At 68.3% G+C, this 15002-nt stretch carries 15 protein-coding genes; 1 reads left to right on the top strand and 14 read right to left on the bottom strand.

Annotated features, from left to right (window positions below; translation table 11 throughout):
• Window positions 1–18: 18 nt before the first annotated feature.
• The 7 genes from PU630_RS08240 to PU630_RS08210 all read right to left on the bottom strand — a co-directional run bounded on the left by PU630_RS08240 (window position 19) and on the right by PU630_RS08210 (window position 7381).
• Window positions 19–336 (bottom strand): type II toxin-antitoxin system VapC family toxin, encoded by a 318-nt coding sequence (locus PU630_RS08240; protein WP_275279884.1) that lies wholly within the window; start codon window positions 334–336, stop codon window positions 19–21.
• A 59-nt stretch (window positions 337–395) separates the two neighbouring features.
• A complete protein-coding gene (locus tag PU630_RS08235; RefSeq protein WP_275279883.1) occupies window positions 396–659 on the bottom strand; it encodes a hypothetical protein in 264 nt (87 codons plus the stop codon).
• A 44-nt stretch (window positions 660–703) separates the two neighbouring features.
• A complete protein-coding gene (locus PU630_RS08230) occupies window positions 704–2272 on the bottom strand; it encodes a Rieske 2Fe-2S domain-containing protein (protein WP_275279882.1) in 1569 nt (522 codons plus the stop codon).
• A gap of 75 nt (window positions 2273–2347) precedes the next feature.
• Window positions 2348–5665: a DEAD/DEAH box helicase gene (locus tag PU630_RS08225; RefSeq protein ID WP_275279881.1), complete on the bottom strand. Its 3318-nt coding sequence runs from the start codon at window positions 5663–5665 to the stop codon at window positions 2348–2350.
• A 41-nt stretch (window positions 5666–5706) separates the two neighbouring features.
• Window positions 5707–6117, bottom strand: a complete 411-nt coding sequence (nusB, locus tag PU630_RS08220; protein ID WP_275279880.1) for a transcription antitermination factor NusB — start codon at window positions 6115–6117, stop codon at window positions 5707–5709.
• Window positions 6118–6136: 19 nt separating this feature from the next.
• Window positions 6137–6697, bottom strand: a complete 561-nt coding sequence (gene efp / locus PU630_RS08215) for an elongation factor P (RefSeq protein WP_275279879.1) — start codon at window positions 6695–6697, stop codon at window positions 6137–6139.
• A gap of 57 nt (window positions 6698–6754) precedes the next feature.
• Window positions 6755–7381, bottom strand: a complete 627-nt coding sequence (locus tag PU630_RS08210) for a TetR/AcrR family transcriptional regulator (RefSeq protein WP_275279878.1) — start codon at window positions 7379–7381, stop codon at window positions 6755–6757.
• 72 nt (window positions 7382–7453) lie between these two features.
• Between PU630_RS08210 and PU630_RS08205 the strand changes: the two genes are divergently transcribed.
• Complete coding sequence (locus PU630_RS08205; RefSeq protein ID WP_275279877.1) at window positions 7454–8911, top strand: MDR family MFS transporter; 1458 nt, start codon at window positions 7454–7456, stop codon at window positions 8909–8911.
• Window positions 8912–8913: 2 nt separating this feature from the next.
• On the opposite strand, the gene aroQ is transcribed toward PU630_RS08205, so the two are convergent.
• The 7 genes from aroQ to mltG all read right to left on the bottom strand — a co-directional run bounded on the left by aroQ (window position 8914) and on the right by mltG (window position 14846).
• Window positions 8914–9372, bottom strand: coding sequence for a type II 3-dehydroquinate dehydratase (gene aroQ / locus PU630_RS08200; RefSeq protein ID WP_275279876.1), 459 nt, complete (start codon window positions 9370–9372; stop codon window positions 8914–8916).
• Between the two features lie 9 nt (window positions 9373–9381).
• A complete protein-coding gene (locus PU630_RS08195; RefSeq protein ID WP_275279875.1) occupies window positions 9382–9774 on the bottom strand; it encodes a hypothetical protein in 393 nt (130 codons plus the stop codon).
• Between the two features lie 221 nt (window positions 9775–9995).
• Window positions 9996–11075 (bottom strand): 3-dehydroquinate synthase, encoded by a 1080-nt coding sequence (gene aroB, locus PU630_RS08190; RefSeq protein ID WP_275279873.1) that lies wholly within the window; start codon window positions 11073–11075, stop codon window positions 9996–9998.
• Window positions 11072–11605, bottom strand: coding sequence for a shikimate kinase (locus tag PU630_RS08185; RefSeq protein WP_275279872.1), 534 nt, complete (start codon window positions 11603–11605; stop codon window positions 11072–11074). The genes aroB and PU630_RS08185 overlap by 4 nt, the downstream gene beginning before the upstream one ends.
• On the bottom strand, window positions 11602–12819 hold the full coding sequence (gene aroC / locus PU630_RS08180) for a chorismate synthase (protein WP_275279871.1): 1218 nt from the start codon (window positions 12817–12819) through the stop codon (window positions 11602–11604). The genes PU630_RS08185 and aroC overlap by 4 nt, the downstream gene beginning before the upstream one ends.
• A 30-nt stretch (window positions 12820–12849) precedes the next feature.
• The gene (locus tag PU630_RS08175) at window positions 12850–13689 is read right to left on the bottom strand and encodes a shikimate dehydrogenase (protein ID WP_275280056.1); all 840 of its coding nucleotides are present in this window, start codon (window positions 13687–13689) and stop codon (window positions 12850–12852) included.
• On the bottom strand, window positions 13683–14846 hold the full coding sequence (mltG, locus tag PU630_RS08170) for an endolytic transglycosylase MltG (RefSeq protein WP_275279870.1): 1164 nt from the start codon (window positions 14844–14846) through the stop codon (window positions 13683–13685). Before mltG ends, PU630_RS08175 begins: the two co-directional genes overlap by 7 nt.
• Between the last annotated feature and the right edge of the window lie 156 nt (window positions 14847–15002).

Genomic DNA, 15002 nt, shown 5'->3' with positions numbered 1-15002 from the left:
CAGTGTATCGGGTGGCCGTCACACACCCTGGACAGCGACATCATGTGCTCGCGCCGCCGCGGCCAGCTTCTCGTCGAAGGTCGCCAGTGTGGCGTCGAGTTCGATCGCCGTGGCGAGCACGTACACATCCGGGAGCTTCAGCCGTGTCGTCGCCCGCAGCCGGGCGGCACGCAGCGGTTCGTCGAGGGTCACGCGATGTCTCTCGACACCGAGCCGTGCGATGTCTGCCAGAGCGTCATCCACGATGTTCGCCCGAGTGGGGCCCACGAGCGTCTCGGCCAGCGTCACAGGATGCAGGACGAGCTCCTCTTCGGTGTCAAGGATTTCGCCCGCCATCTCCGTGTGTGCGTCGCCAGCGCCCCAATAGGAAACGAGTACATTCGCATCGAGGACGATCACTCTGGCCAGTCCTCACGAAGCTCTTCCAGATAGCCGGGCGGGTACACACTCGCATACTTGCCTCTGGTCTCGTCGAGCACCTTTCGGCGCTGGGCACGACGCTCGGCACGACGTGCCGCCAGAGTCTCGGTGCCGGCCTCGGCCAGTCGCGCGACGAGCTCAGACCGGGATGCCCCCGGCCACTCCTTCGCCGCGAGTTCGAGCCCCGCAGCCAGCTCAGGCGTCTGCGTCACCTGAATGCGTGGAAGTGTGGTCGCCATGTCGTCAGAGTACCACCACAGCTGCAAGTGGTACAGGCAGGAGATCAGCCGGCGGGACGCAGCGCCTCTTCGGTCACCGGGCACTGCTCAGCCCGGATCGGGTGCCCCTGGGTCGTGAGGCAACGCCCGGTGGCGAGGTCCCATTTCCAGTCGTGCATGCTGCAGGTGAGCACGCCGTCCTCGATCTTGCCCGTCTTCGACAGGTCCGCGCGCAGGTGCGGACAGCGGCGCTGCACCATCCAGTCCTCGAGCTGCACGTCCTCGCTGGTGTCGGCCTGCTCCGAGTACCAGTTCTCCACGTACTCGATGCGGTCAGCCGACAGGCACTTGAAGAACGTGTAGATGAACTCGTTGAACTTGCCCTTGCGTCCCGCGCTGAACTGCAGCGACAGGAAGATGGAGTTCGACCAGTCGATCTCGTGGTCGCGGATGTTCGTCGAGACGAGGTCGGCGGGGATCGTGTACCAGAACTCGCAGTCCTCCCCCGCATACTCGCGCACCTTCGCCTTCGGGAAGTCGACGACGAGGTCGAGATCGCCGATCGTCATGCGCACCGGTCCCCCGACGCCCAACCGGATCGTGCGCGACTTGCGCAGCATCGGCTCCCACCAGGCCTTCAGTTCCACGAGCATCTCGGCGGGCGGCAAGACAGCGGCGCGCGAGGCCTCTTCATCGCGCAGCTCCTGCTGACGCGACGCGCGCTGCTCCTCCAGATAGTTCCACTTGTCGCCGAAGACGCGGTCGATCTCCTCATCGGTGTACAGCGTCTGCGAGATCTCGATCTCACCGTGGTTCAGGTCGACCTGTGTGCCCGGCACGAACAGGTATCCCTTCTGCTCCGGCCGCTGCTCGGCCATGTGCTCGAGGAACTGCGCCTGATCGGTGAAGATCGAGTCATCCTCTTCGCCCCACCCGTTGAACCGGAAAAGGTCGTCGCGAAGGAACATCGGCGGCCCGGCCATCGGGAAGACGTGCTCGGCGTCGACCTTCTCGATGTAGTACATCGCGCGCTTGTTCTGCGCGTCGCGCTTGAGCCGCGCGAAGTTCTGCTTCGCGTCCTGCGGCAGGTCGTAGACCATCGGCCACCAGATGGCGCCGGAGGTCTGGGTGAAGTAGGCGTCGGGCTTCGAGAAGCTCAGCAGCTTCTCCAGGTCGAGCGGGTGCGAGTCGTTCTGGTTCAGGATGCTGGCGGTGCCGTCGTCCACGGACAGCGACGAGTCGCCGATCGGTCCATCGCTGGGCGCGCGCAGCGGCGTGACCATGAGCTTCAGGTCGCCGAACTCGAGCGGCACCCCGGCCTCGGTGTAGATGATGTTCGTGTAGCCGAGCTTGCGGATGTCGTCTTCGAGGTCATCGGTGGCGTACTCGGGCAGGAGCACCCGGATGTCTTTGCGGATGTACCGTTCCATGAGCCGCGGGTCGAAGTGGTCACGGTGCCGGTGCGAGATGTACAGGAAGTCGGCCTTGCCGAAGCGCTCCCAGTCGAGGCCGCGGTTGTCGGGGAACGGGAACCACGCTCCGTAGAAGCTCGGACCGATGACCGGGTCGCAGATGATGCTGCCGCCGGCGGTCTCGATGAACATCCCGGCGTGGCCGAGCCCGGTGATCCGCATGGAACTCCTCCTGATCGATGGCTCCCCGATTCTACGCGGCGCCTCCTGTGCCCGACCCTGGCAACGCCGGGAGTATCAGTCCTCGAACAGGCCGCGGATGTCGTCTGCCGACAGCGCCTTCGCGAACAGATCGTCGTCGTCCATGACGGAGCGGAAAAGGCGCGCCTTGCGCTGCTGCAGCGCCAGAACCTTCTCCTCGATCGTGCCGGTCGCGATCATCCGGTACACGAACACGCTGCGGGTCTGCCCGATGCGGTGCGTGCGGTCGACGGCCTGAGCCTCGGCTGCCGGGTTCCACCATGGATCGAGGAGGAAGACGTAGTCGGCCTCGGTGAGGGTGAGGCCGAACCCGCCCGCCTTCAGGCTGATGAGGAACACGGGCGCCTCGCCCTGGCGGAAGGCGTCGATCACGTCGGCGCGGCGGCGCGTCGAGCCGTCGAGGTACTCGGTCGCGATGCCCGCGGCATCCAACCTCTCCGCCGCCAGCTGCAGGAACGACGTGAACTGACTGAACACGAGGCACCGATGCCCCTCGGCCGCCAGCTCGGCTATCTGCTCGACCAGGTCGTCGAGCTTGGCGGACGGGATGCGCGCGTGCGCGGGGTCGACGAGCACCGGCGCGAGCGCGAGCATGCGCAGAAGCGTCAGCGAACGGAACACGATGAACCGGTTGCGGTCGAGATCCTCGAGCAGGCCCAGCACCTTCTGGCGCTCGCGCTGCAGCACGGTGTCGTACAGCGCGCGATGCGCGGGGGCGAGCTCGACCCACAGCTGCTGCTCCTGCTTGGCGGGCAGGTCAGCGGCCACGAGCTCCTTGGTGCGCCGCAGCATGAGCGGCCGGATACGGTGCCGCAGCCGCTTCAGCCGCGCCGCGCGGTAGGGGCCGCCCTCCTGGTTCTCGGGCACCTTGCCCTTCTCGATCGGCCCGACATACTCCTCTCGAAACCGCCGTGCCGACGGGAACAGCCCCGGCGCCGTCAGCGACAGCAGCGCCCACAGTTCGGCCAGCGTGTTCTCCATCGGGGTTCCGGTCAGGGCGAACACCGCGTCGGCGCGCAGGCTCTTCACGGCCTTATGCAGCTTGGTGGCGGGGTTCTTCACGAACTGCGCCTCGTCGAGAACGACGAGCGCCCAGTCGCGCGCTGCGAACTCGTCTTCGTCGAGCCGCAGCAGCGTGTACGAGGTGATGACGACGTCGAGGTCGTCGGGCAACGCACCGCGGCGCGACCGTGTGGCGTCGACGACCGCGACGTTCAGGTCGGGAGCGAAACGGGATGCCTCATCCCGCCAGGTCGCCAGAACCGAGGTGGGCGCCACCACGAGCACCGGCCGCTGCTCGCCTGCCTCACGCGTGTGGGCGATGAGCGCGAGCGTCTGGAGCGTCTTGCCCAGGCCCATGTCGTCGGCGAGGATGCCACCGAGCCGATGCCGCCACAGGAACGCCAGCCAGTCGTATCCGGCCTTCTGGTAGGGCCGCAGTTCTGCGTGCAGAGCTGTCGGCAGGGTGGTCTGTTCGACCTGGGCGACATCGCGCAGCCCCTCGGCCGTCGCGCGCCATGACACCGCCGGCTCCGAGACGTCGGCGAGGTCTTCGAAATCGGCCCAGAGCGCCGTCTGATATCGGTTGATGCGCGGCGCGGTCTCCCACTCATTGAGTTCCGCCGACTCTTCGATGAGCTCGCGCAGCCGGTCGAGCGCGGGGTGCTTCAGTGAGAAGTAGCCGCCGTCTGACAGCAGCAGTTTGCCCTGGCGACGCGCAAGCGCGCTGAACAAGGGCTGGAACGGGATATGACGGCCGTCGATCGTCACCATCACGCCGAGGTCGAACCAGTCGGGGTCGGTGCTCTCCACCGTCGACACGGCGATTTCGGGGTCGCCCTCGAGCTCCCGGTACGTGCGCTGTTTGCCCTTCGTGACGACCTGCAGGTGGTCGATCTCGCGAAGGCGCGGCAGCACCGTGGCGATGAACTCGGCGGCCTCGATGTCGAGGAGGGTGCCGGATGCCGCGGCCTCGGACCACGCGTCGGTCACCGCCGCGCGCAGCGGCCTCTCGCCGTCGGCGTCGCGCTCGGGTGCGTCATCCCACCCGTACGGGTACTGCACCCCGCCGGGGTAGATCCACTCCAGCACGTAATCGATCGTGTCGCGCGGGCGGAACCGCACCATGAGTTCGAGCCGGGTCGGCTCGGGTTCGGGCAGAGCCACGTCCTCGGTCATCACAGGCGCGTGGCGCACAAGCTTCGGGTACCCCTCGCGAAGAAACTGCTCTCTCTCGGCGGCCGGTACCACAATGCCTTCACGGGTCTGCAGGAGCGCGCGCACGGAGTCGCTCAGCGCCGCCGGAGCCAGCGTGATCTCCACCTGCGATCGGTGTGACGCGTAGGCATATACGCCGGTGTCGCCGATCGCACGGACGCCATCGGGTTCGACGACGGCGCCGTCGATCGAGAGCTGTGTCGTCAGGGTCAGCGCGGCTGCGACGGGCGCGATCCGCACCGTCACCTCGCCAGAGGCCGCAAGTCGCACCGTCTGCGACTTCACTGTCGGCACCAGCTCGATCTCGTGAGCGGCTGCGCCGGCGAGATGAGGCCAGAGCAGGCTCGAGGTCACCTCGTCGAGAGTGATCCAGTCGCCCGTGTTGGCGTACCCGCCGAACGACCACGGCGCCCGCGCGATGCTGTGCAGCTCGCGCAGCCAGGCGACCTGTCGTGCGTCGTAGCCGACGCCCGTGCGGCGCAACGCGTCCCACGACATCTGCCCCTTGATCCAGCGGCCCGTCGATGCGCTGCGCTCGAGCGGCCGCAGGCTGAGCGAGAGCTCTTCCGGCCCGACGGGGGCGGTGGCGAGGCTTCGCGCCGTAGCCGTGACCCATCGCGCCGGGGCCCAGCGACTGTGGCCGCGCGCGGCGCGCTGCCGCAGCTCGACGCCGAGCGCGAGCGATCGCGTGCCGTGCAGCCGAGGGGCCGGGGCGAGGATGCTGCGCCAGGTCGGCTCGCGTGCGGAGTTTCGTGGCGACGGCACCGGGCCGGTCTCCACCGGCGGAATGACGATCGGCACGGGTGCGGGCGGCGCAGAGGCCGGCGGCAGAGTCGCTCCCATCGTCTGCGCGTTCCAGGCGAGGAGGGTCGCCACGACGTGCTTGCACCCGGCCTGCATGGGGCACGAGCAGGCGGTGGACACTATCGGGCTGCCCGGACGCGCGAAGTCCAGCTGGACCCGCGTGCGATATGTGGCAGAGCGGCTGCCGTCGACGATGCCCGTCAGGACTCCGGCATCCTCCTCCCACGACACGTGCCGGACGGCCCCGGTGCGGAAGTACGTGACGCCCCGCTCGAACCCGTACCCCTCAGCCCGCCGACGGATGTCGTCGGGATCGAGGTGCAGGGCGGGCATGGCCTCCATCTTCGCAGGGGCGTCCGACACCGCGGCTCAGATCAGGACGAGCGACCGATACGTGCGAGCACGCCGTGGATAAACGAGCCCGACTCGTCGGTCGAGAACTCCTTCGCAAGCTCCACGGCCTCGTCGATCGCGACAGCGGTGGGCACCTCGTCGTTGAAAAGGATCTCCCAGGCACCGATGCGCAGCAGGGCGCGATCGACCGCCGGCATCCGCTCCAGTGACCAGTCCTTCGCGAACGTCGTGATCTGCTCGTCGATCTCGCCCTGATTGTCGATCACGCCGTCGACGATCTCGCGTGCATACAGCCACGAGGCCTCACGGGCGGGCTCGGTGGCGGCGCGTTTGGCCTCGGCGGCCAGGATCGTCGCGAGCTGCTCACCGCGGACGTCGGATTGGAAGAGGATGTCCATCGCGCGGCGGCGCGCCTTGCTGCGTGCGCTCATCGTGTGCGGGGTGCCCGGCTCAGTTCACGCGGCCGAGGTAGTCACCCGTGCGGGTGTCGACCTTGACCTTGGTGCCGGTCTCGAGGAACAGCGGCACCTGGATCTCGTATCCGGTCTCGACGGTGGCGGGCTTGGTGCCGGCCGACGAGCGGTCGCCCTGCAGACCGGGCTCGGTGTACGTGATCTCGAGGATGACCGATGCCGGCATCTCGACGTACAGCGGGTTGCCGTTGTGCAGCGCGATGGTCACGGCCTGGTTCTCGAGCATGAAGTTCTTGGCGTCGCCGACGACCGCGTCAGACACGGTGAGCTGGTCGTAGTCGGCGGTGTCCATGAACACGAAGCTGTCGCCGTCGTTGTACAGGTAGGTGAAGTCGCGTCGGTCGACGTTCTCGATCTCGACCTTCGAGCCGGCGTTGAAGGTCTTGTCGTTGGTCTTGCCGGTCACGACGTTCTTCAGCTTGGTGCGCACGAATGCGCCGCCCTTGCCGGGCTTGACGTGCTGGAACTCCACGACGCTCCAGAGCTGGCCGTCGAGGTTGAGGACGACGCCGTTGCGGATGTCTGCGGTGGATGCCATGTGCGATGTTCCGTTTCGTGAGTTCGTAGGGGCCGTGTCGAGACCCGACGTCCGATTCTACGGGATGTCGCGGCTCGCGCCGCGGTCGACCATGACGAGCGGCAGGAACACCTCGTCCACGATGGCGACGATCGCGTCGTCGGGAAGCGGCGCCGCGGTCATGAGCAGGTCGTGGCGGAAGAGGTCTGCGGCCACCGTGCGCACCCGAGGAGTGAGGCGCGCGGGGTCGACCTCGCCGCGGGCTATCGCGCGCTCCAGGATCGTATCGACACTCGTTCCCGTCCGCTCACCGAATGCCCGCTGTCGCACGTCGGCGAAAGTGCGGCCGGAGTCGGCGAAATACGCGCCCATGAAGACGCTCATGAGCGGAGCGATCGCACTGCGCGCGGCGTTGGAGGTGCGCATCATCGCGAGCATGTCGCCGCGCAGACTGCCCGTCTCGGGCGTCTCCACTCTCCCGAGGTTCAGCCCGTACGAGAGCGTCGCTTCCAGCAGGGCGTCCCGGTCGGACCAGCGTCGGTAGATCACCGAGCGGCTTGTCTGCGCACGGTCGGCGACGGCGTCGATCGTGAACCCCTGGTAGCCGCCCTCAAGCAGCTGCTCCCACGCAGCCTGCAGAAGCGCCTGTTCCAGCTCTTCGCCCCGGCGACGGCGGAGCGGTGCTGCATCCCGTTCAAGATCCATTTGTGTATCTTATCCGACCGGCGTACACTCACCACTCAGAGATACAGCCGTGTATCTTATGGAGGAGTTCTCATGTCCACACCCTCGAGCGCGCCGGCGATCCCCCGGACTGCGGTCGTCACGGCCCTCGCCCTCGTCGTCGGCGGCCTCGCCGTCATCTTCGACAGCACGATCGTGAGCATCGCGCTGAAGACGCTGGCGACCGACCTCGACGTCTCGGTCGGCACCATCCAGTGGGTCAGCACGGCTTACCTGCTTGCGCTCGGCGTCACCATTCCGGTCGTCGGCTGGGCGCAGTCACGCATCGGTGGCAAACGCTTGTGGATGATCGCGCTGACGGTCTTCCTCGCGGCATCCATCGCCTGTTCACTCGCTTGGGACGCGCCGAGTCTCATCGCCTTCCGCGTCCTGCAGGGCGTCGGTGGCGGTCTGATGATGCCGCTTATGGCCACGCTGGCGATCCAGCAGGTGCCGCGCGGTGCCTCGTTCGGTCGGCTGATGGCCCTGGTCAGCCTGCCCGCAGCGCTCGGACCCATCCTCGGGCCGACGATCGGTGGCGTGATCCTCAACTGGTTGGACTGGCACTGGCTGTTCTGGGTGAACGTCCCGTTCTGCGCGATCGGGCTGCTGCTGGCGTGGAAGTTCGTACCGCACGACGAACCCTCGGGCCGCGCTCGCCTCGATCTCGTCGGTCTGCTGCTCGCCTCCCCCGGAGTGGTCGGTGTGCTGTACGGGATGTCGCGGGTCAGCGAACCCGGAGGGTTCGGCCGCCTGGATGTGTGGCTCCCGGCGCTGGTCGGTCTGGTGCTGCTCGGGCTGTTCGCGTGGCGGTCGTCGCGCCGCCCCGCAACGGCGCTCATCGACGTCGGTCTGCTGCGGCTGCGCCCCGTCGCCTCGTCATCGGCCGTGCTGTTCCTCTCGGGAGCAGCGTTGTATGGATCGATGCTGCTCCTGCCGCTGTTCTTCCAGCTGCTGCACGGCGTGGACGTGCTCACGGCCGGTCTGCTGATGATCCCGCAGGGCGTCGGCGCGCTGCTCAGCCGCACGCTCGCCGGCAAGCTCACCGACACGATCGGCGCCCGCGCCGTCGCGATCGGCGGATTCGTCGTCATGGGTCTTGCGACCATCCCGTTCGCTCTGGCCGATGCGACGACGAACCTCTGGTGGCTGATGGCGGTGCTGCTGGTGCGCGGTCTCGGCACCGGGGCCGTCATGATCCCGGTGATGGCCGTCGCCTACGTCGGGCTGGAGCGGGAGCAGGTTCCGCACGCGAGTCTCATCACCCGCCTGGCGCAGCAACTCGGCGGCGCGTTCGGCACGGCGCTGCTGGCCGTGATTCTGCAGTGGGCGGTGGGGTCGAGCACATCGCTGGGCGCACTCGCCGACGGATTCGACGTCGCCTTCTGGTGGGCGGTGGGCTTCACCGTCGTCGCTATCGGCGTATGCCTGACGCTGCCGGCGCGACCGCGACAGCCGGCCGACGCCCCGGCGGGTGCGGCGGGTGCTGCAGGCGCGGCGGTGAAGGCCTGAGCTCAGCCCTCGGCGCGGCCCGCGATCACATCGACGAGCAGATCCACGGCCGTCGCATAACCGGCGACGCCCTCGCCGACGACGTGCACCGCGGCGACGTCGGCGACGTAGGAGAAGTGGCGGAAGTCCTCGCGCTGCGACACGTCCGAGATGTGCACTTCGGCGACAGGGAGAGCGACGCCGGACAACGCGTCGCGCAGGACCACCGAGGTGTGCGTGAGGCCGCCGGGATTGATCACGATCCCGGCGCAGTCGGTGCGTGCGTCGTGAATAGCGTCGATCAGGACGCCCTCGTGGTTGCTCTGCACGGCGCGCACCTCGAAGCCGTGCCGGGATGCGGCATCCGTCGCGGTCCGCACCACGTCGTCGAGGGTATCGGTGCCGTAGATGTCGGGCTCGCGCACGCCCAGCAGATTCAGGTTGGGCCCGTTCAGGAGGAGCAGTCTGCGGGGTACTGTCACGGCACCACCCTACCGCCGTGCTCGAGCGACGCTGCTCGTGAGCTGCTCGCTCGTCACGTCGAGACCGCGCTTGCGCCGCAGCCTGTCGCGTTCTTCGCGGAGGTGATGACAGACCCCGCCCGGAGGCACCGGATCTGCGGCACGCAGCAACATCTTCATGGTGGGCTTCTCAGGACGCGCATGCACGTCGAGGTGTGCCGGCCGGCGCCCGCCCGCGCGATCGTGGAAGACGTCATCGGGCATCGACGCGCCCGGTTGCCCATCGACGTCGACGACGGCGAGTCGCAGCCCGGCCGTGGAGATGTCGAACGTCCCCGTGCCGTGCGCGTCTGCCGAGGCGTCACGCTCGACCGTCGCGTTTCTGATGATGTGACGACATACGCATACTCTGCCTGCCACCACCGACACGCACCGAGCCACCGCCCCAGACGCCGAAATTCGTGTCCCCGACATACTCCGCCAGCCCCTCACCGGTTGATGTTCCTGAGTCATCAAGTGGTGAGTCACGGAGTGCTACAGGAACCTCACCAGTTGATGTTCCTCAGTCATCAAGTGGTGAGGCATTCCAGAGGGGATGCGACCTGCAGATTTCGCGTCGCAACCGGACGGGCGCGGGCCAGTGGCTACTCACCGATCTCTTGGAACGCGGCGAACAGCAGCGACTCGTCGGGCGCCTGCATCACCGTCGGCCGCGCGATGTCGTCGAGAACGATGAAGCGCAGCATGTCGCCGCGCGCCTTCTTGTCGCGGCGCATCGTCGACAGGAGCGTCTTCCACGCGTTCGCACGGTACGTCGTCGGCAGTCCGAGTGACGAGAGGATGTCGCGGTGTCGATCCACGACGTCGTCGGAGAGCCGTCCTGCCAGCCGCGACAGCTCGGCGGCGTACATCATGCCGACGCTGATCGCCGCGCCATGCCGCCACTGGTATCTCTCGACGTACTCGACCGCGTGACCGAGCGTGTGACCGTAGTTGAGCACTTCGCGCAGACCTGCTTCGCGCAGGTCTTGGCCGACGACCTCGGCCTTCATGCGGACCGCCAGCTCGACGCACCGCGCGAATGCGTCCGACTGGGGATCGAGAGCCGCCGACCTGTCCTTCTCGACCAGATCGAGAATCTCCGGGTACCAGATGAACCCGGCCTTGATCACCTCGGCGAACCCGGCGATGCGCTCGTTGTCGGAGAGCGAGTCCAGGAGCTCGAAATCGCACACGACGGCGCGTGGCGGCCAGAAGGCCCCCACGAGGTTCTTGCCCTCGTTGGTGTTGATGCCGGTCTTGCCGCCGATCCCCGCGTCGACCATCGCCAGGACCGACGTCGGCAACTGCACCACCTCGACGCCGCGCAGCCACGTGGCCGCCACGAAGCCGGCGAGGTCGGTGACGGCTCCCCCGCCGAACCCGACCACCGCGTCGGTGCGCGTGAAGTCGGCCTGGCCCATGATCTGCCAGCAGAACGCCGCGACCTCGACGCGTTTTCCGGCTTCGGCATCCGGGATTTCGGCAAGCAGCACCTGGCGCTCACTCGACGACAGCGCATCGCGCAGCTGACCCGCCGCCGTCGCGAGTGCGGGTTGGTGCACGACCAGGATCTTTCGCGCGGCGGGCGGCAGCGTCCCCTCGATAGTGTCGAGCAGGATGCCGCGGCCGAGCGTCACATCGTAGGGCCGGTCTCCGGCAACCGTGATCGTCGTCTGGGTCATTTCGATCCTTCCCGGGCGTCACGCGCCCATTGCTCCTGCACCCACGTCGCAACCCGGTCGACGATGTCGCGGATGTGCCCGGTGGAGGTGTCGATCGTGACGTCGGCGAGTTCCGCGTAGATCTGCTCGCGCTCGGCCATCACCCGTCGCCAGTTCTCGAGCGCGTCTTCGCCCTGGAGCAGGGGACGGCTCGTTCCCTGCAGCCGCCCGGCCACCGTGCGTGGATCGACCGTCAGCAGGACGACGGGGTGCGCCGCGAGTTGCGCCCTGGTCTCGGGGTGCAGGACCGCCCCGCCCCCGAGGGCGACGATTCCCTCCGACGAGAGCGCCTCACGCACCGCGTCACGCTCGAGCTCACGAAAGCGCGGCTCGCCCTGTGACGCGAAGATCTCGGGGATCGGCCCATGCTCTCGAGCGACCGAGATGTCGGTGTCGGTGAACGACACCTGCAGTGCCTTGGCCGTCTTTCGCCCGATCGAGGTCTTGCCCGCGCCCATCGGCCCGATGAGGGCGACCGCGCGGCCGCTCATCGCTCGAGGAGCGTCGGATCGCTCGATGCCGTCGTGTGCAGCGTCTCGGGGATGCCTGCCAGGTACGCGTCGAGGTTGCGACGCACCTCGGCCACGCTGTCGCCGCCGAACTTCTCCAGCACCGCGCCCGCGAGCACGATAGCGACCATCGCCTCGGCCACGACGCCGGCGGCGGGAACCGCGCACACATCCGACCGCTGGTGGTGCGCGCCGGCGGCCTCGCCACTGGTGACATCGACCGTGCGCAACGAGTGCGGCACCGTTGCGATCGGCTTCATACCGGCCCGCACACGCAGCACCGTGCCGGTGGACATGCCGCCTTCGGTGCCCCCGGCGCGGTCGCTTGCTCGGGCGATGCCGCCATCGGTGGCGAAAAGTTCATCGTGTGCGGCGGAGCCGCGACGCCGCGTGGTCTCGAAGCCGTCGCCGATCTCGACGCCCTTGATGGCCTGGATGCTCATCAGCGCCTGTGCGAGCCGGCCGTCCAGCTTCCGGTCCCACTGCACGTGCGACCCGAGCCCCGGCGGCAGACCGTAGGCGAGCACCTCGACGATGCCGCCGAGCGTGTCGCCGTCCTTGCGCGCGGCATCCACCTCTGCGACCATCCGCTCGCTCGTGGCGGCGTCGAAGCAGCGCAGCGGATCGGCGTCCAGCGTCGCCACGTCATCGGGCGTCGGCAGCGCGGCGCTCTCCGGCACCTGGACGGGACCGATCGACAGCGTGTGGCTGACCAGGCCGACCTCCAGCTCGGCGAGGAAGGCCCGGGCGATCGCACCCAGCGCGACGCGCGCCGCCGTCTCGCGCGCGCTCGCGCGCTCGAGGATCGGTCGCGCCTCGTCGAAGCCGTACTTCTGCATACCCACGAGGTCGGCGTGCCCGGGCCGCGGGCGCGTGAGCGGCGCGCCCCGTCCACGGGATCGCTCGGTGAGCTCCACCGGCTCGGTGCTCATCACCTCGGTCCACTTGGGCCACTCGGTGTTGCCGATGCGCACCGCGATGGGACTGCCCATGCTCAGCCCGAACCGGACGCCCGCCGAGATCGTGAGCTCATCCTCCTCGAACTTCATGCGCGAGCCACGGCCATAGCCGAGCTTGCGGCGCGCAAGATCCGCCTGGATCGCGGCACGCGAGACGGGGACGCCGGCGGGCAGTCCCTCCATGAGGGCGACGAGTTCGGGGCCGTGCGATTCGCCGGCCGTGAGCACGCGGAGCATTCCTCCAGTCTCCCACGCCCGCCGCAGGGCTCAGACCTCCGTGACGGCGGCGCGCATTGCGGCGAGCACCGCGGGCTCGTCCGGCAGAGGTCTCTCATCCGATCCTGTGGCGAAGACGCGTACCTGGCGCAGCGCCTGCTGCACCAGCATCCCGATCCCGGCGACTGCACGGCCGCCGTGACGCTCCCACGCCCGGGCGAGCTCGGTCGGCCAATGCCCGTACACGACGTCGTACAGCAGTCCCCCTTCGCGCGCGAGCGCGTCCGCCACGTCGGGGGCGAGCGGGGCGCCGCCGGGGAGCGTCGCTATCGTCAGCGGCACCGCATCACGGGCGCGGGCGTCGAGCCCGACGTCGTCGACGGTGACGCCGATCTCCTTACCCAAGCGAGCCAGCCGCGCAACCGCCTCGGGTCGCCGTGCTGCCACTTCGACCCGGGAGACACCCAACGACTCCAGCGCCAGCAGGGCCGACGTCGCCGTTGCACCCGAACCGACGATGCGCGCCCGCTCCACCGGCGCGGCCAGGTGCGCGGCGACATCGGCGGCGAGCCCCGCCACGTCGGTGTTGAAGCCGTGTGGGCCGTCGTCGGCCAGCAGCAGGGTGTTCACCGCGCCCGTCAGTTCGGCGTGACGGTTGCGGCTCACCGCGCCGTCGAACGCCGCGCCCTTCAGCGGCATCGTCAGCGACAGGCCGCGGAATTCCCGCCCCAGCGACGCGAGCTCTCCCGCGAACGACGCCGCGCCCACCCGCCGCCGGCCGTACGCCCAGTCCAGTCCGAGCGTTCGGTACGCAGCCGCGTGCAGGAGCGGCGACAGGCTGTGCGCTATCGGGTCGCCCCAGACCTCCAGCCGGTCACCCGTGGTCAGCATCCCGAGTCCGGATGAGCGGCGCACCAGGTCTGCATCTGCTTCACGGCCTTGCTGTGCTCGGCGTTCGTGGTGCTGAAGACGGTCTCACCCGTATCCATGTTCACGGTGACGAAATACAGCCACGGCCCCTTCGCCGGGTGCATCGCCGCGTCGATCGCGAGGTCACCGGGATTCGCGATCGGGCCGATGGGCAATCCGGCATGCAGGTAGGTGTTCCACGGGTTGTCGTCGTCGAGCGCGGCCTGCGACGAACTCGCGGTGCCGTCGTGCAGCTCGCCGTAGCCGTACTGCGCCGTCGAGTCCATCTGCAGCTTGCCGAAGGTCTCGGTGTTCGACGGAGACAGTCTGTTCTCGATGACGCGCGAGACCTTGTAGAAGTCCTTCTCCTCGCGCGCCTCCCGCTGGATGATCGACGCGATGATGAGGATGCGCTGACGATCGGCCTCCGGCACGGCGGCCTCGTCGAGCGAGCTGACCGTGCGCTCGACCATCGTCTTGATGACGTCCTTCGCAGTCACATCGGGGTTGAAATCGTACATCGCGGGGAACAGCCAGCCCTCGAGACTGTCGGCATCGACGCCGTAGTCGCTCGGGTCCTTGACGGCCGCGGTGAAGTCCTTCCGCGGGATGTCCAGTGAGTCCGACAGCCGATCGAGCGTCTGATCTTCAGTGAGGCCCTCCGGCAGGAGTGCGGCGTTCTCCAGCTTGCTCGCCGGGTCCAGCAGCGCCTTCAGCGCGGCCTGCGACGTCATCTGCTTCTGCAGCTTGTACACGCCGGGGTAGAACGTCGGGTTGGCCCCCGACGAGACGAGCATGCTGTAGAAGGCGCCCGAGGTCTTGGTGACTCCCGCATCCGCAAGCGTCTTCGAGATGGTGGCGCCGTTGTCACCCTTCTTGATCGTGACCATGGCCTCACCGTGGGCGAGACCGGGCTCGTAGTCCTTGGGCTCTTCCCAGCCCATGATGCTGCGGATCTGCGGCTCGTACGTGTGCCATACGTACAGTCCGCCGGCCCCGATGCCTCCGAGCACGACGATCACGATGAGGAAGCCGATCAGGCAGCCCTTGCGCTTCTGTCGCTTCGACTTCTTCGGCGGCACGGCCCCCACGCTATCGGTGGTCGTCTCCCCGGTGAAGAGATCATCGAGCGCCGGCATGGCGTGACGGTGTGGATCTTCGCGCGAAGGACGAGGGGATGCCGCAGCCACTGCGGGCGGAGCAGCGGGCGCGGCCGCAGCCGCATGGCTCGGCTCGGGTGCACGCGCAGCCGTGGCGTCCGCATCTGAGCGGGCGGCTCGTTCACGTGCCTGTCG

This window comes from Microbacterium horticulturae, from assembly GCF_029094505.1.
Classification (GTDB): domain Bacteria; phylum Actinomycetota; class Actinomycetes; order Actinomycetales; family Microbacteriaceae; genus Microbacterium; species Microbacterium horticulturae.
The sequence above is the reverse complement of the archived record's forward strand: the minus strand, read 5'-3'. Positions and strand labels throughout refer to the sequence as shown.

Bases quoted from the DNA above. Each gene is read 5' to 3' on its own strand.
- PU630_RS08240 (WP_275279884.1), bottom strand. From the start codon at position 336: ATGGCGGGCGAAATCCTTGACACCGAAGAGGAGCTCGTCCTGCATCCT.
- PU630_RS08235 (WP_275279883.1), bottom strand. From the start codon at position 659: ATGGCGACCACACTTCCACGCATTCAGGTGACGCAGACGCCTGAGCTG.
- PU630_RS08230 (WP_275279882.1), bottom strand. From the start codon at position 2,272: ATGCGGATCACCGGGCTCGGCCACGCCGGGATGTTCATCGAGACCGCC.
- PU630_RS08225 (WP_275279881.1), bottom strand. From the start codon at position 5,665: ATGCCCGCCCTGCACCTCGATCCCGACGACATCCGTCGGCGGGCTGAG.
- nusB (WP_275279880.1), bottom strand. From the start codon at position 6,117: ATGAGCGCACGCAGCAAGGCGCGCCGCCGCGCGATGGACATCCTCTTC.
- efp (WP_275279879.1), bottom strand. From the start codon at position 6,697: ATGGCATCCACCGCAGACATCCGCAACGGCGTCGTCCTCAACCTCGAC.
- PU630_RS08210 (WP_275279878.1), bottom strand. From the start codon at position 7,381: ATGGATCTTGAACGGGATGCAGCACCGCTCCGCCGTCGCCGGGGCGAA.
- PU630_RS08205 (WP_275279877.1), top strand. From the start codon at position 7,454: ATGTCCACACCCTCGAGCGCGCCGGCGATCCCCCGGACTGCGGTCGTC.
- aroB (WP_275279873.1), bottom strand. From the start codon at position 11,075: ATGACCCAGACGACGATCACGGTTGCCGGAGACCGGCCCTACGATGTG.
- PU630_RS08185 (WP_275279872.1), bottom strand. From the start codon at position 11,605: ATGAGCGGCCGCGCGGTCGCCCTCATCGGGCCGATGGGCGCGGGCAAG.
- aroC (WP_275279871.1), bottom strand. From the start codon at position 12,819: ATGCTCCGCGTGCTCACGGCCGGCGAATCGCACGGCCCCGAACTCGTC.
- PU630_RS08175 (WP_275280056.1), bottom strand. From the start codon at position 13,689: ATGCTGACCACGGGTGACCGGCTGGAGGTCTGGGGCGACCCGATAGCG.
- mltG (WP_275279870.1), bottom strand. From the start codon at position 14,846: ATGCCGGCGCTCGATGATCTCTTCACCGGGGAGACGACCACCGATAGC.